Annotated in this window: 14 protein-coding genes; 10 read left to right on the forward strand and 4 right to left on the reverse strand. The window is 53.6% G+C overall.

Annotation, left to right across the window (positions count from 1 at the left end; genetic code table 11):
* Positions 1-155: 155 nt before the first annotated feature.
* The gene (locus BUC32_RS04450; RefSeq protein ID WP_073249894.1) at positions 156-944 is read right to left on the reverse strand and encodes a helix-turn-helix transcriptional regulator; all 789 of its coding nucleotides are present in this window, start codon (positions 942-944) and stop codon (positions 156-158) included.
* 71 nt (positions 945-1,015) lie between these two features.
* On the opposite strand from BUC32_RS04450, the gene BUC32_RS04455 reads away from it, so the two are divergent.
* The 10 genes from BUC32_RS04455 to BUC32_RS04505 all read left to right on the forward strand — a co-directional run bounded on the left by BUC32_RS04455 (position 1,016) and on the right by BUC32_RS04505 (position 12,872).
* Complete coding sequence (locus BUC32_RS04455; RefSeq protein WP_073250478.1) at positions 1,016-4,231, forward strand: 2Fe-2S iron-sulfur cluster-binding protein; 3,216 nt, start codon at positions 1,016-1,018, stop codon at positions 4,229-4,231.
* Between the two features lie 75 nt (positions 4,232-4,306).
* The gene (locus BUC32_RS04460) at positions 4,307-5,167 is read left to right on the forward strand and encodes a crotonase/enoyl-CoA hydratase family protein (protein WP_073249897.1); all 861 of its coding nucleotides are present in this window, start codon (positions 4,307-4,309) and stop codon (positions 5,165-5,167) included.
* 264 nt (positions 5,168-5,431) lie between these two features.
* Positions 5,432-6,361, forward strand: coding sequence for an ABC transporter ATP-binding protein (locus tag BUC32_RS04470; RefSeq protein WP_073249901.1), 930 nt, complete (start codon positions 5,432-5,434; stop codon positions 6,359-6,361).
* Entirely contained in the window at positions 6,358-7,119 is a 762-nt protein-coding gene (locus BUC32_RS04475; RefSeq protein WP_073249903.1) for an ABC transporter permease, read from the forward strand. Before BUC32_RS04470 ends, BUC32_RS04475 begins: the two co-directional genes overlap by 4 nt.
* Before the next feature lie 109 nt (positions 7,120-7,228).
* Positions 7,229-8,026, forward strand: a complete 798-nt coding sequence (locus BUC32_RS04480; RefSeq protein WP_073249905.1) for a S49 family peptidase — start codon at positions 7,229-7,231, stop codon at positions 8,024-8,026.
* Positions 8,027-8,197: 171 nt separating this feature from the next.
* On the forward strand, positions 8,198-9,148 hold the full coding sequence (locus BUC32_RS04485) for a calcium/sodium antiporter (protein WP_073249907.1): 951 nt from the start codon (positions 8,198-8,200) through the stop codon (positions 9,146-9,148).
* A 352-nt stretch (positions 9,149-9,500) separates the two neighbouring features.
* Entirely contained in the window at positions 9,501-11,375 is a 1,875-nt protein-coding gene (gene uvrC / locus BUC32_RS04490) for an excinuclease ABC subunit UvrC (protein ID WP_073249909.1), read from the forward strand.
* Between the two features lie 132 nt (positions 11,376-11,507).
* A complete protein-coding gene (gene pgsA, locus BUC32_RS04495; protein ID WP_073249911.1) occupies positions 11,508-12,167 on the forward strand; it encodes a CDP-diacylglycerol--glycerol-3-phosphate 3-phosphatidyltransferase in 660 nt (219 codons plus the stop codon).
* Positions 12,168-12,172: 5 nt separating this feature from the next.
* Positions 12,173-12,424 carry a molybdopterin converting factor subunit 1 gene (gene moaD, locus BUC32_RS04500; RefSeq protein ID WP_073249913.1) on the forward strand — a complete coding sequence of 84 codons (252 nt, stop codon included), beginning with the start codon at positions 12,173-12,175 and terminating at the stop codon, positions 12,422-12,424.
* A 4-nt stretch (positions 12,425-12,428) separates the two neighbouring features.
* Positions 12,429-12,872: a molybdenum cofactor biosynthesis protein MoaE gene (locus BUC32_RS04505; protein ID WP_073249915.1), complete on the forward strand. Its 444-nt coding sequence runs from the start codon at positions 12,429-12,431 to the stop codon at positions 12,870-12,872.
* A 296-nt stretch (positions 12,873-13,168) separates the two neighbouring features.
* On the opposite strand, the gene BUC32_RS04515 is transcribed toward BUC32_RS04505, so the two are convergent.
* The 3 genes from BUC32_RS04515 to BUC32_RS04525 form a co-directional block, all read right to left on the reverse strand.
* Positions 13,169-13,450, reverse strand: coding sequence for a hypothetical protein (locus BUC32_RS04515; protein WP_073249920.1), 282 nt, complete (start codon positions 13,448-13,450; stop codon positions 13,169-13,171).
* A 76-nt stretch (positions 13,451-13,526) separates the two neighbouring features.
* A complete protein-coding gene (locus BUC32_RS04520; RefSeq protein ID WP_073249922.1) occupies positions 13,527-14,642 on the reverse strand; it encodes an alanine/ornithine racemase family PLP-dependent enzyme in 1,116 nt (371 codons plus the stop codon).
* Entirely contained in the window at positions 14,639-15,838 is a 1,200-nt protein-coding gene (locus tag BUC32_RS04525) for a DUF1611 domain-containing protein (RefSeq protein ID WP_083599249.1), read from the reverse strand. Before BUC32_RS04525 ends, BUC32_RS04520 begins: the two co-directional genes overlap by 4 nt.
* Positions 15,839-16,252: the final 414 nt, after the last annotated feature.

Below are 16,252 nucleotides of genomic sequence, written 5' to 3' on the forward strand. Positions count from 1 at the left end.
TCGCAGCTGATAGCCCTTGTTTTGCTGAAGCTACCAGTTGAAGTGAGGCCTGCAGCGGGAACACAAACAACAAACCCGCATCCCCAGAGCGCCATAGAATTCCAAGGCTTGGGCAAAATCGCCCGGGCCTATTTCTTTTCTCAGCTCCGCCAACCTTACACCATGTCGTTCAGTACAAGGGCCGCGATCTGCATGGCTGAGGTGACGCCAAGCTTGGCATAAGCGCGGCGGCGCAGAGTGCGGACGGAATTGTCGGAGATACCGAGCGCCAGTGCAGTTCCCGCAACGCTGATGCCTTTGAGAACCATGTCGCAAACCTCGGCTTCGCGTGGGGACAGGCTGCCAAAATGCCCAACGCCCCGTTCCTTTAGGGCAGAGACTCGAGATTCCAGAGAATAATGAAACGCCTCAGAGCCAATGATCCTGTGGCGCAGGCCAATCAGTTCATGCACTAGCGGTAGAATTCCAGACAGTCGCGCGACCTCGTCCTCGTTCAGCCATCCGGCGTTTTTGCCGCGAAGGTAAAAGGACAAAAAGCCACCGCCTTCAAAGCGAGAGGATACAGTGATCCGTTCGATTACCCCGTCGCGCACATAGATCGGCGCGCGCGGGTCATCCGGGCTGGGGCGCCAGCGTTCGATGGCCAAACCATCAATCTCAGCCGCCCGAATGCGACGAATAATATCGTCCTGAAGGGCCTTGTTTGACAGGATTGCCTTGGCGTTTCGATTGAACCAATAGCCACTCATGTCACCCGCCCAAATCGACAGAACCGGCGCCGGGCGGGACATGTCGGGCACATAAAATGCACCCACATTGGCAATGTCTGCGGTCTGCCGGATATAACGCATGACCGCATCTCCAAACCCGGGTTGTGCAACCGAGGCCGTTAGCGTTGCCACATCATCGCGAGCCAGGGGGCGTGGAGGAAAGATGTCACTCATCAGGGTGACAGAATGCAGTGGTAAACTTGGGCTAGTCAAGAAGATCAACACCAAAGATGAACGAGTCCCTGATGTCCCAGATTTTTTCGACCAAGAAACGCCCGGTCCATTTAGGCCCCTATCCTCTGGAACGACTGGTGCGGTGCGCGATGCCTAGCTTTGAGGGACTGACGCCTTTTCAACCTTTGAGCTTTCACAGACCCGAACAGCCGGAAAGCATCGTCAATGCGATGGGCGAGTTTCAGGCAATGATGGACGCGATCCGGGATGGGTTCGTGAACAAAGCGATGGCGGCAATTCCCAGCGATCCGCAAGAGCGCGCAGATCACCTCAAGGCCTTTGGCTATTTCAGCGATGCCTCAATGGTGACAACGGGCCCGTTGCCTATTGAGGCGCTTCTTCCGGTAGCAATCCGCAACCCAGATATTGATCGCCTGTCGCATGCGCTGAAGACCCGTCAGACCAAAACTTTGGCCAGCGGCATCGACGTGATCATGGCGGATCTCAAAGACAGCATGCAGACGGCCCCTTCGACGATTGAAGGACACAAACACGCGATTGTCTTTTTGTATGAGCATCTGCGTGATCCAAAACCCGAGGAGCCCGGCAGCGATTGGATTCTGGGCGCTCAGGATCACCGTGCTTGCATACGAGCAACCGAAACCGCCGTGGTAATGGCCAACTACATCCGACTTCTGGGGTTTGATGCCCGCGCGCACACGGCGACATCGACAGATGTCGATCTGGGCAAGCTGGCGGTGGCCTCTGGTATGGTCACAGTTGAGGATGGGCATCTGGTAGCACCTTGGCTCGGCCAAAGGTTTGGGCTGGCAGTCATCACAACCGAGATGGACATCGCGCATGACGCGCCTTTGGTTCCGATGGCGCAGCAATCCAAGGCCGCGTTGGGCGGGCTTGGCTGGAAGCTGGGCGCCGGTCACGCCAAATCGGCGTTCAACCGGGATCCCTTTGCCAAACGCCGATATGTGGACGGCGCGCACCCGTTTGAAAACCTGAAACGGGTGGATGAGCCGACCACGTATATTGATGAAGCCAATGTGGCCCGGGTGCCGAAGCGCGCTGACATGTTTGCACGCGCACAGTTTGGGGACATGGGCAGGAACAACCAAAACGCCGCCAAGGGCGGGCATTATGCCCGAAAATCTGCACCCAGTTTTGCCCAACGCCGTGCGCTTGGCGCCTTTGTTTTGTTGCAGGATGGCCCGTCCAATGCCGAAGGTACCCGACCTACGGACACCGAACGCAATGCTGCCAACTTGAAAGCGGCCAGTTACTTTTTGGGTGTCGACGCTGCCGGAACCAGCCGTTGTCCCGACTGGGCATGGTACAGCCATGATGCTGCAGGAGAGGTCCTTGACCCGCCGCATGATCAGGCCCTGAGCATGATTATAGATCAGGGTTTTGAGACCATGGAAGGTGCTTCAGGGGATGACTGGATTGCGGTCAGCCAATCCATGCGCGCCTATTTACGGTTCTCGCTGTTGGGTGGGGTCATTGCCCAACAAATTCGCAATCTCGGCTACAAAGCCAAGGCCCATACAGTGATGGATGGCGAAGTACTGCAACCGCCTTTGTTGCTGCTCGCCGGATTGGGAGAGGTCAGCCGTATTGGTGAAGTGATCCTGAACCCTTATCTGGGGCCGCGTCTGAAATCGGGAACTGTGACTACAGACATGCCCATGGCACATGACAAGCCGATTGATTTCGGATTGCAGAACTTTTGCGAGAACTGCAACAAATGCGCGCGTGAATGTCCGTCGGGGGCGATCACCGCCGGTCCGAAGCTGATGTTTAATGGCTATGAGATTTGGAAATCGGACAGCCAGAAATGCACAACATACCGTATCACGCAGCCGGGTGGCGCGATGTGTGGCAGATGTATGAAAACCTGCCCGTGGAATTTGGAAGGGTTGTTCGTACAAAAGCCGTTTCGCTGGGCGGCGATGCATATCCCCTCGACCGCGCCGGTTCTGGCCAAGTTGGACGACATGGTCGGCAATGGCCAATTGAACGACGTCAAAAAGTGGTGGTGGGATATCGAGCTGGATGAAACCGGTGGGTACCGCGAACCAAAACAACCGGTAAACCGCCGTTCATTGCAACGAAGCCTGGACCTCAAATACGAAGACCAGACTTTGGCCGTCTATCCAGCACCGCTGGCACCGCACCCGTGGCCTTATCCGTTTCCGATGGACCGCGAGGCAGGCATTCAGGCCTATGAAACGATGATTGGCGCAGAAGAATACAAAGCCCGGCTAGCGTCAGGCGATAGCAGTGTGGTGCATCAATACACCGTGCCAAGCGTTGACGATGCCCCGGTGATCCGCGTGGAATTGTCCAAAGTTGAGAAGATGACGGGCGATGTCACCAAGTACGAGTTTTCATCCATGGATGGCAGTGATCTGCCAGAATGGAGTGCGGGTGCGCATTTGGACATCCTCGTCGCGCCGGAATTCCTGCGGCAGTATTCGATGTCGGGCGATCCGGCAGATCGCAGCAAATATCAAATCGGCGTGCTGCGCGAAGATGAGGGGCGGGGTGGGTCGCTGCTCATGCACCGGATATTCGACGAAGGCCGAAAGGTGTTTGTTTCCAAGCCGATCAACCACTTTGAGCTGGAGGAAGCCGCGACCAAAACCTTTCTGATGGGGGGCGGAATTGGCATCACGCCGATGATTGCCTTTGGGCATCGCCTTCATGCTTTGGGACATGATTTTGAGTTGCATTATTCGGCGAGCAAGAAAGACAGCGCCGGGTATCTGGCTGATTTAGCAGTGGTTCCATGGGCTGAGAATCTTCATTTGCATTTCTCGGATCAGGGCTCTCGCGCCGATTTGGATCAAGTGCTGGGCGGCTATCAGGAAGGCTGGCATGTCTATACCTGTGGGCCGGATCGCTTCATGGAAGGGGTAATGCAGGCAGCGGAACGTCAGGGTTTTCCAGAAGACGCGCGACATCTGGAATATTTCAGCGTTCCTGAGCAACCGGAATATGAGAACTTTGCTTTCACCGCCAAACTTGCCAAATCGGGTCGTGAGTTGCTGGTGCCTGCAGACAAGGATTTGTCTGATGTGCTGATGGAAAACGGTTTTCATGTTGATGTAAAATGTTCGGACGGCATCTGTGGCGTCTGCAAATGTGGGTTGGTCTCTGGTGATGTCGAGCATCGCGATTTTGTCTTGTCCAACAAGCAACGCGAAACTTCCATCATCACCTGCCAAAGCCGTGCCGCAGAGCCTGATGGCGTGATCGAGATTGATTTGTAACGTCGCTGCGTCATCTGACAAAAGACTGGGCAGCCGGGGTTAATCCTGCTTTCCTGCCCTCAGGGAGGGGCCCAGATGTCGCACGTACTTTATGAAAAAGATGGTCGAATTGGCCGCATCAAGCTCAATCGTCCTGAGGTGATGAACGCCATTTCACTGGAAATGCCGGGTCAGATCGCGGCAGCAGTGGCCGAGGCAGACGCCGACCCAGAAGTGCATGTAATTGTGCTGGCAGGGGCTGGTGAGGCCTTTTGTGCAGGCTATGACCTCAAAGCTTTTGCCCAAGCGGGTGGCACCAACCCGGGCGTGCAGGAGATGCCGTGGGACCCGATCAAAGATTATCAATTCATGTGGGCCAACACGCAGGATTTCATGAGCCTGTTTCGGGCAATGAAACCGGTGCTGTGTAAGGTGCATGGATTTGCCGTCGCCGGCGGCTCCGACATTGCCCTCTGTGCGGATCTTACGATCATGGCCGAGGACGCGCAGATTGGCTATATGCCTGCGCGCGTTTGGGGGTCGCCGACGACACAGATGTGGGTCTATCGGTTGGGGATGGAAAAAGCCAAACGCATGTTGCTAACGGGTGACAAAATCACGGGCTGCGAAGCCGCTGACATGGGGCTGGTGCTCAAAGCCGTGCCCGCAGATCAGCTGGATGACGAAGTGGAAGCCATTGCGGCTCGCATGGCATCAGTGCCGATCAATCAGCTGGCCATGCAAAAGATGGTCATCAATCAGGCAATTGAAGCGATGGGTCTGAATGAAACTCAACGGTTGGCGACGCTTTTTGATGGCATTACCCGCCATTCCCCCGAAGGTATGAATTTCAAGACGCGTTCGGAACAGGTAGGCTGGAAGCAGGCGGTTCAAGAACGGGATCAAGGGACATTTGATTGGACCCAAAACCAAGATATTCCAAAAACCAACCGCTAGACGAGCACCAGGCACCGGGCTACTTTTACTTTGAGCAGGAATGAGGGTCTCACTATGCGTACGTGTGATTGCCGCGGAATCGCGGTTCTGGACTCTGAGCTCTGGAAGGCACTGGCCCGCGCAATAACTCTTGCCCTTCGCGTGCCGGGAACCAAAAAATTGATGAGCAGTTGATCCTGCATGAGCGCACAGGGTGTTCTCTCGAAATCATCGTGTGATCCATGCGTGAGGATGATATCCTGATGCGCGAACAGGAGGGATGCCATGACGGCAATAGTCGAAATCCGTAATTTGCGGAAAACTTATGCAGGTGGCTTTGAGGCGTTAAAAGGCGTTTCGCTGAAGATTGAGGAAGGTGAAATTTTGGCCCTGCTTGGGCCGAACGGTGCAGGCAAAACAACTCTGATTTCAACCATTTGCGGCATCACCAACCCTGGTGGTGGCTCCGTGACAGTCAACGGCCATGATGTGGTGGCAGATTACCGGAACGCGCGCCGTGTGATTGGATTGGTCCCGCAAGAGATCAATCTCGAACCCTTTACCAAAGTGATCGACACGGTGAAGTTCTCGCGCGGGCTGTTCGGCAAGCCTCGGGACGATGCCTACATCGAAAAAATCCTGCGCCAGTTGTCGCTTTGGGACAAAAAAGACTCCCGATCCATGGAGCTGTCGGGGGGCATGAAACGCCGGGTGCTGATCGCCAAGGCACTGGCCCACGAGCCGCGCGTGTTGTTTCTGGATGAACCAACCGCTGGCGTTGACGTCGAGTTGCGCAAAGACATGTGGGAGATTGTGGCTGAATTGAAAGCCAACGGTGTGACCATCATCCTGACCACGCACTACATCGAAGAGGCCGAAGCGATTGCAGACCGGGTGGGCGTAATCAGCAAGGGTGAATTGCTGCTGATCGAAGAAAAAGACGCTCTGATGGCGCGGTTTGGTCAAAAACATCTTCAGATTGACCTTCAGGATCCAACTTCTGAAATCCCCAAGAGTCTATCAGATTATGATCTGACGTTGTCCGATGACGGAGGTTGTCTGCAGTATAACTATGACACACGCGGTGAACGCACGGGTATCACCCAACTGTTGAACGACATTGCCGCTGCAGGGCTGGTGTTGCGCGACTTGCGCACAGAAGAAAGCAGTTTGGAAGAGATTTTTGTGTCTTTGGTCCGGGAGGAAGTCGCATGAACTGGGCCGCTGTCCAAGCAATTTATGTCACGGAAATGCATCGGTTTTTCCGCACTTTGGCACAAAGTTTTGTCTCTCCTGTGATATCAACATCCTTGTATTTCGTGGTGTTTGGAGCCGCCATTGGCAGCCGTATCCAAGAGGTAGAGGGCGTCAGCTATGGCTCATTCATCGTACCTGGATTGGTAATGCTGTCGGTGATAACCCAGTCGATTTCCAACGCGTCCTTTGGAATATATTTCCCTAAATTTATCGGCACGATTTACGAATTGCTTTCGGCGCCGGTGAATTTTTTGGAAATTGTGTTGGGTTTTGTCGGAGCGGCGGCGACCAAGTCGTTGTTTATCGGGTTGGTGATCCTTGCCACGTCGACCTTGTTTGTCGATATCGAGATACAACATCCTATCGCTATGTTGGCATTTCTGGTGCTGACCTGCCTGAGTTTTGCATTGTTGGGATTCATTATTGGCATTTGGGCGGGCAACTTTGAACAGTTGCAGTTGGTACCACTGTTGATCATCACACCACTGATTTTCCTTGGGGGATCGTTTTACTCGATCTCGATGCTGCCAGCGATTTGGCAAAAAATCGCACTATTCAATCCGGTGGTTTATTTAATTTCGGGGTTCAGGTGGTCGTTCTTTGGCATCGCAGATGTGCCGATTGGCATCAGCCTTTTGGCAATTGCAGGCTTTACCGGACTTTGTCTTGCGGCAATCTGGTGGATCTTCCGCACCGGTTGGCGGATCAGGAGCTGAAGGGAATTGGCAGAAAATTTGTGGCAAACGCAGGGTTTTTCTGCCACGCACCATCTTTCCTGCCACTCGCGCCTTGTGTGTGTGGATCAGCGCTTTTAAATGCCACTGCATGAAACGCTGGATCCCATTCGTCAAATCGCCGCCCACCGTGGCTGTTCTGCGCCTTTCCGGGGCGATTGGAACAGGTAGCCGCGGGGCCTTAAATGATCGTGCATTGGCACCTTTGATCGAAAAGGCATTCAAACGCGGCAAACCGGCGGCTGTCGCACTTGAGATCAACTCGCCGGGTGGAAGCCCGGTACAGTCTTCGCTGATCGGCGCGCGTATTCGGCGATTGGCGGAAGAAAAAGACATCCCTGTGATCGCTTTTGTGGAAGACGTCGCAGCCTCGGGCGGCTATTGGCTGGCTGCTGCTGCGGACGAGATTATTGCCGACGAAAGTTCGGTTGTCGGTTCCATCGGCGTGATTTCAGCAAGCTTTGGCGCACAGGTTTTTCTGACCCGTCACGGGTTAGAGCGGCGTGTTCACACGGCGGGGAAATCCAAATCCATGCTGGACCCGTTTAGCCCCGAAAAACCCGATGACGTCAAACGTCTCAAAAGCATGCTGGAACAGATCCACGCCCACTTTATTGGCCATGTCAAAGCGCGCCGTGGGCCCAAGCTTGATAATGCGCCTGAGATTTTCACCGGCGAAGTCTGGGTTGGTCGCGAAGCACAAAAGCGCGGCTTGATTGATGGTATCGGCCATTTGGTGCCGATCTTGAAAGAGCGTTACGGCAAGGACGTGCAACTGCGTCGCTATGAGGCGCGCAAACCGTTCTGGCAGAAATTCGGAGCAAGCGTTGCAGAGGATGCCCTTGCGGCAATAGAGGAACGTGCAGAATTCGCACGTTTTGGCCTGTGACGTGATTTTCAAGATTGTCACCCTTTTCCTGGTTGCCATGGGCGTCTTGGCGATGTTCGGGAAACTGACCTATCCGGGCAAAAAACGCCTGGATGCGGCAAAGTGCAAGAAATGCGGACGCTTTAAAATCGGGAAAGGGCCATGCCCCTGCCAGAAGGGTAAGGCATAAGCATGGTTTGGTTGTATGCGGGTCTTGGGCTGATCATTTTGCTTCTGGCAGGTGACGCGCTGGTGCGTGGTGCCGTAAACCTCGCATTGCGTCTCGGTATTCCAGCTCTGATCGTCAGTCTGACCATTGTGGCTTTTGGCACCTCGGCGCCCGAACTGTTGATATCAATCCAAGCAGTCCTAAAGGGTGTGCCTGGTATTGCTATTGGTAACGTTGTTGGGTCCAACACGGCCAATATCCTGCTGGTCTTGGGCTTTCCTGCCATTCTGGCTGTACTACACACCTCATCCTGTGAATCGCGTAAAAGCTTTAAGCAAATGATCGTGGCTTCACTGGTGTTCATCGCTCTGGCGTTTCGCGGCGTGTTCGATATTTACAGCGGCACTATTTTGCTGACGATGCTGGCCTACATCCTAATTCACGCGGTGAACGACGCCAAAAACCATCGCCGTGCTTGTGGCAATGGTAGCAACGAAGACGAACCCGAAGGCGCCGACCCGGACATGCCGTGGTGGAAAATCATGGTGTTCCTTGGGCTTGGTTTGATTGGTCTGCCACTTGGAGCGGACCTTTTGATCGACAGCGCCGAGATTTTGGCGCGCCGGTTCGGGGTCAGTGAATCTGTGATTGGTCTGACCCTGGTTGCCTTGGGCACGTCCTTGCCCGAGCTGGCCACAACCACGATGGCTGCTTTGCGTCGTCAGGCTGACGTAGCGCTGGGCAATGTCATTGGGTCCAACATGTTCAACTTGTTGGCCATTATCGGCATTGCGTCCTTTGTCGGGCCGTTGCCGGTGGACCCATCGTTCTTGTGTTTTGACCTTTGGGTCATGCTGGGGGCGTCGATCCTGTTAGTGCCGTTTGTGTTTTTCAAGCAAGACATCAATCGTGTCTGGGGTATCGCTCTGACGCTGCTCTACGTTCTTTATATTGTTTGCGTTTTCTTGTTCTAAGGCAAATGCCGAACCCGGCCCAGATCGGTTGGTACTGACAAAAACTGACAGGAAAATATGAACCTAAGCTGCAAGTTTTGCACCTCTTGCCTTGGGTGTTACAAAAGAGTTACATTTTTCCTAATGTTTTCAGGCATTTGGCGAGACTAAAGTTTTTTACCCTTTGTTTTCAATGGCTTGGAAAAGCGCCCATTTTTTAGGCAAATCCTCGAAAGGGCCCAAAAACAACAAAAATTTCAGGATGCCGTAAAGATATCTTCAGACTTATCCACAGGAATCGTGGACATGTTTTCTCTTGCGTGAGCTTGATGAAGATTGCAGGGCGCGCCAAAGAATCATATCTCAGTGAGTGATGACCCAAGCCCCAGACCCAGCCGAACAAAACCCAACCGGTTATGCCTGTATCCAGAGCTATTTGAAAACGCTCGATGGCTCGCCCGGAGTCTATCGGATGTTGGATAATCAGGCCCGGGTCCTGTATGTCGGCAAGGCGCGAAATCTGAAGGCGCGTGTGTCAAGTTATGCGCGCGCCACAGGGCACTCTGGTCGTATTGCGCGGATGATTTCAGAAACCTCGTCGATGATGTTTCTCACGACGAAGACCGAGACCGAGGCGCTGCTGTTAGAGCAAAACTTGATCAAGCAGCTGAAGCCCAAATACAATGTGTTGTTGCGGGATGATAAAAGCTTTCCCAATATTCTGGTCAGCCGCACACATGTTTTTGCGCAAATTAAAAAGCATCGCGGCGCAAAGAAAGAAAAGGGTAGTTACTATGGCCCATTTGCCAGCGCGGGTTCGGTGAACCGAACGCTCAGCCAGTTGCAAAAAGTGTTTCTGCTGCGCAATTGTTCTGACGCGCAATTCGAAAGTCGCACGCGCCCGTGTTTGTTGTATCAAATCAAGCGCTGTTCGGGGCCCTGTGTGGGAATGATTTCCGAGGTGGATTACGCCGAAAGTGTTGGAGATGCAGAAAGATTTCTGTCTGGCCGGTCGACCCAAATCCAAGAGACATTGGCCAAACAGATGCAAGCCGCTTCTGATGCGATGGAGTTTGAACGCGCAGCATCTTTGCGGGATCGCATCCGTGCGCTGACGCAAGTGCAGACCACCCAAGGCATCAACCCGCGCAGTGTGGCTGAAGCGGATGTAATCGCGCTTCATCTGGAAAACGGGCAAGCCTGTGTGCAGGTGTTCTTTATCCGGGCCAATCAGAACTGGGGCAATCGTGACTACTACCCGCGTGTTGGGGCCGAGATTGAGGCCGACGAGGTTTTGGAAGCCTTTATTGGTCAGTTCTATGATACCAAAGAACCGCCACGACAGTTGATCCTGTCTCATCCGATTGAAAACACCGACTTGATGGCTGATGCCTTGGCGCAAAAGCTGGGTCGCAAGGTTGAGATTGTTGTGCCACAGCGTGGCGAAAAGGCCGAGTTGATTGCAGGGGCCGCGCGCAATGCCCGCGAAAGTTTGGCCCGCAAGATGGCCGAAACCGCGACACAAGCCAGATTGCTGAAAGAATTGGCCGAAGCGTTCGATCTGGACGGGCCACCCAAACGAATTGAGGTTTACGACAATAGTCATATTCAGGGCACCAATGCGGTGGGGGCGATGATTGTCGCAGGCCCCGATGGGTTCATGAAAAACAGCTATCGAAAGTTCAATATCAAAGGGGATGACCTAACCCCCGGTGATGACTTTGGCATGATGAAGGAAGTGCTGATGCGCCGCTTCAAACGGTTGCTCAAGGAAGACCCGGATCGCACAGAAGGGCACTGGCCTGATCTGCTGCTGATTGACGGTGGGGCAGGACAGGTGTCGGCCGTGGCTGAGATCATGCGTGATATGGGAGTCGAGGATATTCCAATGGTGGGAGTCGCCAAAGGTGTAGACCGCGACCATGGCAAGGAAGAGTTTCACAGGCGTGGCGAACGCCCCTTTGCCCTGCGCCGGAACGATCCGGTGCTGTACTTTGTTCAACGCTTGCGGGACGAAGCCCACAGGTTCGCGATTGGCACCCATAGAGCCAAGCGGGCCAAAGCAATCGGGGCCACGCCGTTGGATGATGTGCCGGGTGTCGGGGCCACTCGCAAACGGGCTTTGCTGGCGCACTTTGGCAGCGCAAAAGCCGTCAGTCGCGCAAACCTTGCGGACCTGAAAGCCGCAGATGGTATTTCGGATGCATTGGCTGAAACGATCTATGATTATTTTCACGAAAAAGGATGAGCAAGATACTCTCGCCTTTTCGGGGTCTGGCGACCTCTGCCAGTGGCTAGGCGCGGCCTCGCTTGGCTCGGATTGGCACAAATGGCGGCGTTCGTGCTTTCCCCGCCCAACGAGTCAGGTTAGGAATAACTCATGAAATGGAACATCCCAAATATCCTGTCTGTAATGCGGCTTGTCGCGGCCCCTATGCTCGCGGTTATGTTCCTGTATTTCACACGACCTTACGCTGATTGGTTCGCGCTGTGTCTGTTTATCGTCGCCTCTGTGACGGATTGGTTTGACGGCTATCTGGCGCGTGCCTGGGGCCAGGAAACCAAAATGGGTGCGATGATCGACCCGATAGCGGACAAAGCCATGGTGGTGATCGCCCTGATGGTGATTGTGGGCTATTCATCCATGTCACCCTGGTTGGTTCTGCCGGCTACGGTCATCCTGTTCCGCGAAGTTTTTGTTTCTGGCCTACGAGAGTATCTGGGCGACGTAGCTGGTACGCTTAAGGTCACAAAGCTGGCCAAGTGGAAAACCGCAACCCAGATGATCGCAATCACTTTTCTTTTCGCCCAGGGCGTATTTGAACACTATCTCGGCATGTCGACATTGGGCATGGATGCAGACATCGTTTCCCAAATCCTTGGGGGCGAGATCAAAGACAGCCATGGATTGATGTGGAAACTGGACGGCATGGTTTGGTCCGGATGGGCCGGAATGGTGCTTTTGTGGGTTGCGGCTGCTTTGACGGCCATTACCGGGCTTGATTACTTCCGCAAGGCGGCGCCGCATCTGAAGGATTGAATGGCATGAAACTCGATATTCTCTATTTCGCTTGGGTGCGTGAGCGGATTGGGCTGCCAAAGGAAAAGCTTGAAACCAGCGCTGCAACAGTCATGGACCTCGTTGAAGAGTTGCGCACCCGGGAAGAGCGATATGCCATGGCGTTTTCAGATTTGACAGCGCTTCGGGTGGCGATTGATCAGGAACTGACCGACTTTGATGCGGCCTTGGACGGCGCGCGTGAAGTGGCGTTTTTCCCCCCCATGACCGGAGGCTGAGGCCATGCGCATTGCTGTGCAATCTGACCCCTTTGATCTGGGAAAAGAATCCGAAGATTTTGCTGCGGGTCACACCGATATGGGCGCGATTGTCACCTTCGCAGGTGTTGTGCGAGATATTGAGGGCGACACGCTGGATCGCATGGTGATTGAGCATTACCCTGGCATGACCGAAAAGGCGCTGATAAAGATCGCGTCTGAAGCCCAAGAGCGTTGGAGCCTTGGCGACGTGCTGGTGATTCACCGCTACGGCGATATGCGACCCGGCGACAGGATCATGATGGTGGCCACAGCGGCACCACATCGCAAAGATGCGTTTGAAGCCGCCGAGTACCTTATGGACTATCTGAAGTCCCGAGCCCCCTTTTGGAAGCAGGAATTTACCGCTGACGGAGTGGAATGGGTTTCTGCCAAGAGTGAAGATGAAGACGCGTTGGGGCGCTGGTAAGCTTGGACTGAATGCCTGCTTTGAGCCCCAAACTGAAAAGTGTTGCAACTCGCACTGACGGCCCAAAAGGGCGGATTGCGAACATTCTTTGCAAGAAGGTAGTGGGGCAACCGTCGGGACAAGAGCTAGTTTCCGTTGCACTAGTGCCACTGGCCGAATTTCTGCTGCAAATTACCAGAGTTGTGGAAGAACTTATGCCGATCGGTTCAGTCTACAGGAAACAAGAAATTGTCTGACTGACGCAATGTCGCGTTCGAGTTGCAGATTGCTGGTTGACGCAAGGCCAGTTCCAAATTTTAGAAGTCATCAAATTCCGGGACAATGCCGAGCCTTACAAGGAAACTTGGCATTCCAACTTCGCCACTGTTTTGGTCCTCGCGAACCATATATGCATCGGCACCCACGCAATCTTCGGACTGAGCTTCTCTTTCGGCTCTGTTTTGTGCCTCTGACGCCGAGGTGTATTCAAATTGCTTAGCAATTTTCAGACTTGTTTGCCCATCACGCCCGGGCTTGTGTTCCACATATGTTTGGCAGATGTAGTGAACTTTTTCTGAGTTATGGTCTGATTTCGTCATAGCTGGATCCTTGGGCAGAGTAGTGGCGCGAGTATTGTCAGAAAGAAAAAATGTGCCCCTCCAAGGAAAGGCAGCCTTACACGAGCGTCAAAGTTGGGCGGCTGTGCTTCGTGGAAATCGACTTCAACAGTGGCGCGTCTCCAAGCAACCTTATGGCGATGTTGGGCGCGGCCATTGCCCGCATCAATGCGCCGTAGTTCATGTGGAATTTCACCTCGTTTCCAACGTGCAAGTGAGATTTGGGGTTCGTTATAATGGTATGGTCGCTTGTCGCGCCGACAAACCTGATACACACAGGCATTGTCAATCCGCTGAGATCCGTATCCTGAACCCCAAGAGCAAGGATAGAACGCGCGTTCTGAGAGTTTTGTGCAACGAGGTGTCGAGCGTCAAAACAAGGGCCCCTGTCTGCCACAGAAGCTGGGTTTGTTTTGGTTTCGATAACCTCGGCGATAAGAATAAAGGCATCCGTGTAAAGGCCGGAAATTTGTTTGCCTGTTACTGGGTCTACGCCCAAAAGAATGGCCTCACCCAACCGCAGTTCATTGATGCGTCCAATGTGACTTTGGCCCATCGCCCAAGGCAAATTGGCGGAGTTCCCACCCGAAACAATTTCCAGAGGTGCTTCGCGTCTCCGGTCAATTGACATCGCAAGCTTAGACAAATTGGCCATTTGTGTTGCATCGGGTACAAGACCGCCAAGACAAGCAAAATTGGCTCCGATCCCTTTGAGTGAAACACCCGGCATCCCGTCAACTTCTTTCGCAATCACACCAAGATGATCTGGAGAAATCCCTTCACGCATATCGCCCATTTCGACCATCAGAATGACCCCGTGGGTTTTTTGTGCTCGGACGGCTGCTGCAGAAAGGCCTGCTATGACGGACAATTCGGTATTGCAGCTGGCTTCACAAACCGAGACGACTTGTTCCACCTGGCTTAGCATCGGCGTGCGGATCAACGTGATCGGTGCCTTGATGCCCGATTTACGCATCTTACCGACATTGCTGATCCGCGCATCTGCAAGGCCCAAAGCCCCCCCACCAATCATCGCCTGGGCGATAGCCGCATTTCCGCAAACAGCTTTTGTTACACCCAATACAGCAATACCAAGAGGCTCTAGACGCTTCACAAGGCTTTGCGTGTTGTGGCGTATCTTGGCCAGATCAACTTCGATGCGGGGTGCATTCATTCAGCAGCCACCTCTGGCTTTTGATGCAGTCCTGGAAATGCAGACAGAACGAACCGGACCAAATGCTCAGTTGGACACGCAAGAGCATCGGTAACTGGCAATTCAAGCCTTTGACTGTATGCCGTGATGGCGGTTGTGATCGCTGCCTCTGACATACCTTCGTGATTGATCGTTAGGCCGATCACCTTGGTATCGGCAAAGGATTCTATTAGGGCAATCTCAGTTGCAGGGTCAGGCATGGGCATATCGGGAAAGTCGCAACGATGTACGCGCTCAGGAGCGTGTTGAAGGATGACCGCGTCGGGTTGGCTGCCCCGCAGAATGAATGCCGACGTGCAAAAAGCCGGATGGCTAAGGGCCCCTTGGCCTTCAATCAGGATAACATCCGGTTGTTCACCGTCAGATGCTGCGACGATGGCGCCCTCCAACTCTCCACAACAGAACTGAGGTGGAACCGCGTCCATTGCCACACCATATTTTGCACCCTGCATAAGCCCCGTCTGACCGGTGCCAACAAGAACGGTTTTGATGTTCAGAGCATTCAAAGCCTGTGCAAGAACGGTTGCAGTTGTCCGTTTACCTATGGCGCAGTCGGTGCCAAGAACGGCGATTCGAACCGCTTGGACATCCGCAACACTACCGTCAAAAAGGCGCATGTCTTTGCTGAGTTTTGGTTTGCGAATGTCGCGGATGGTGACACCGTTAGACTTGGCAAACTTTGCAATTTCAGTGTCATCACTCAGGTATTCATGTAACCCGCTGACAATGTTCATGCCAAGGGCAATGGCATCCAAAACGACATCCCTGTCTGTCTCGGACAGCTTGCCGGTGGAAGGCGCCATTCCGTAGATCATCGTATTGGGAATCGCTGGCTCATGGACAACCGCAGCTTCGAGGGTCGAGAATATGGGCACATTGTTGATGATACCGTCCAGAATCTGACCGCTATCTGACCCGCCATATTCGCTATCGATCACCGAAACGATGCGGTAGGCCTGCGAGTGTCGGACAAGTCCATTTGCCGTTTTGCCGTCAATCTTTGAAAAATTCCCTTCGCAATACACAATCGCAGTGGGTGCTTTAGAGATATGTAGTTTGGGTGTGATGTTCGCAGAAGCGACAAGATTGCAGAAAGGTGTTTGTTTACCCTTGGCATTCCCCAAAGTGGTGGGCGCTGCTTCAATTTCATGTTCCATAATTAATCCTTTGCATTGCTAACGCACCGAGCTTGTCCACCGGGCAAACAAGCAGGCAGGTTTTTGGAGTCGTGAGGGCAAAACCGAAGTTTTGCAGGCCTAGTTATTCAGGACGCACTGGCCTTTGGATTTCTGGAAATTCCTGTGACATTCCCATCCATTGCCCGATCGGTCGAGGTGGGAATTTTCAGGCAAGCCAATGACTTCGCATCCGCCATTTGAGGCTGAAAAGCCACGCTCACACTTCCATCCAGGTCCATAACTTGCGGCGTTAAAATATGCGTTCTGTGGAATGACCACCGCCTCGCATTTTCCGTCATTACGAAGGAAACCACGCTCGCAAACCCATCGTTTTCCCGAGCCAGATGCGTTCAGGTATGCGTTGTCTGGCACAATGATTTTAAGGCACTTACC

This window comes from Shimia gijangensis, assembly GCF_900142085.1.
Lineage (GTDB): Bacteria > Pseudomonadota > Alphaproteobacteria > Rhodobacterales > Rhodobacteraceae > Shimia > Shimia gijangensis.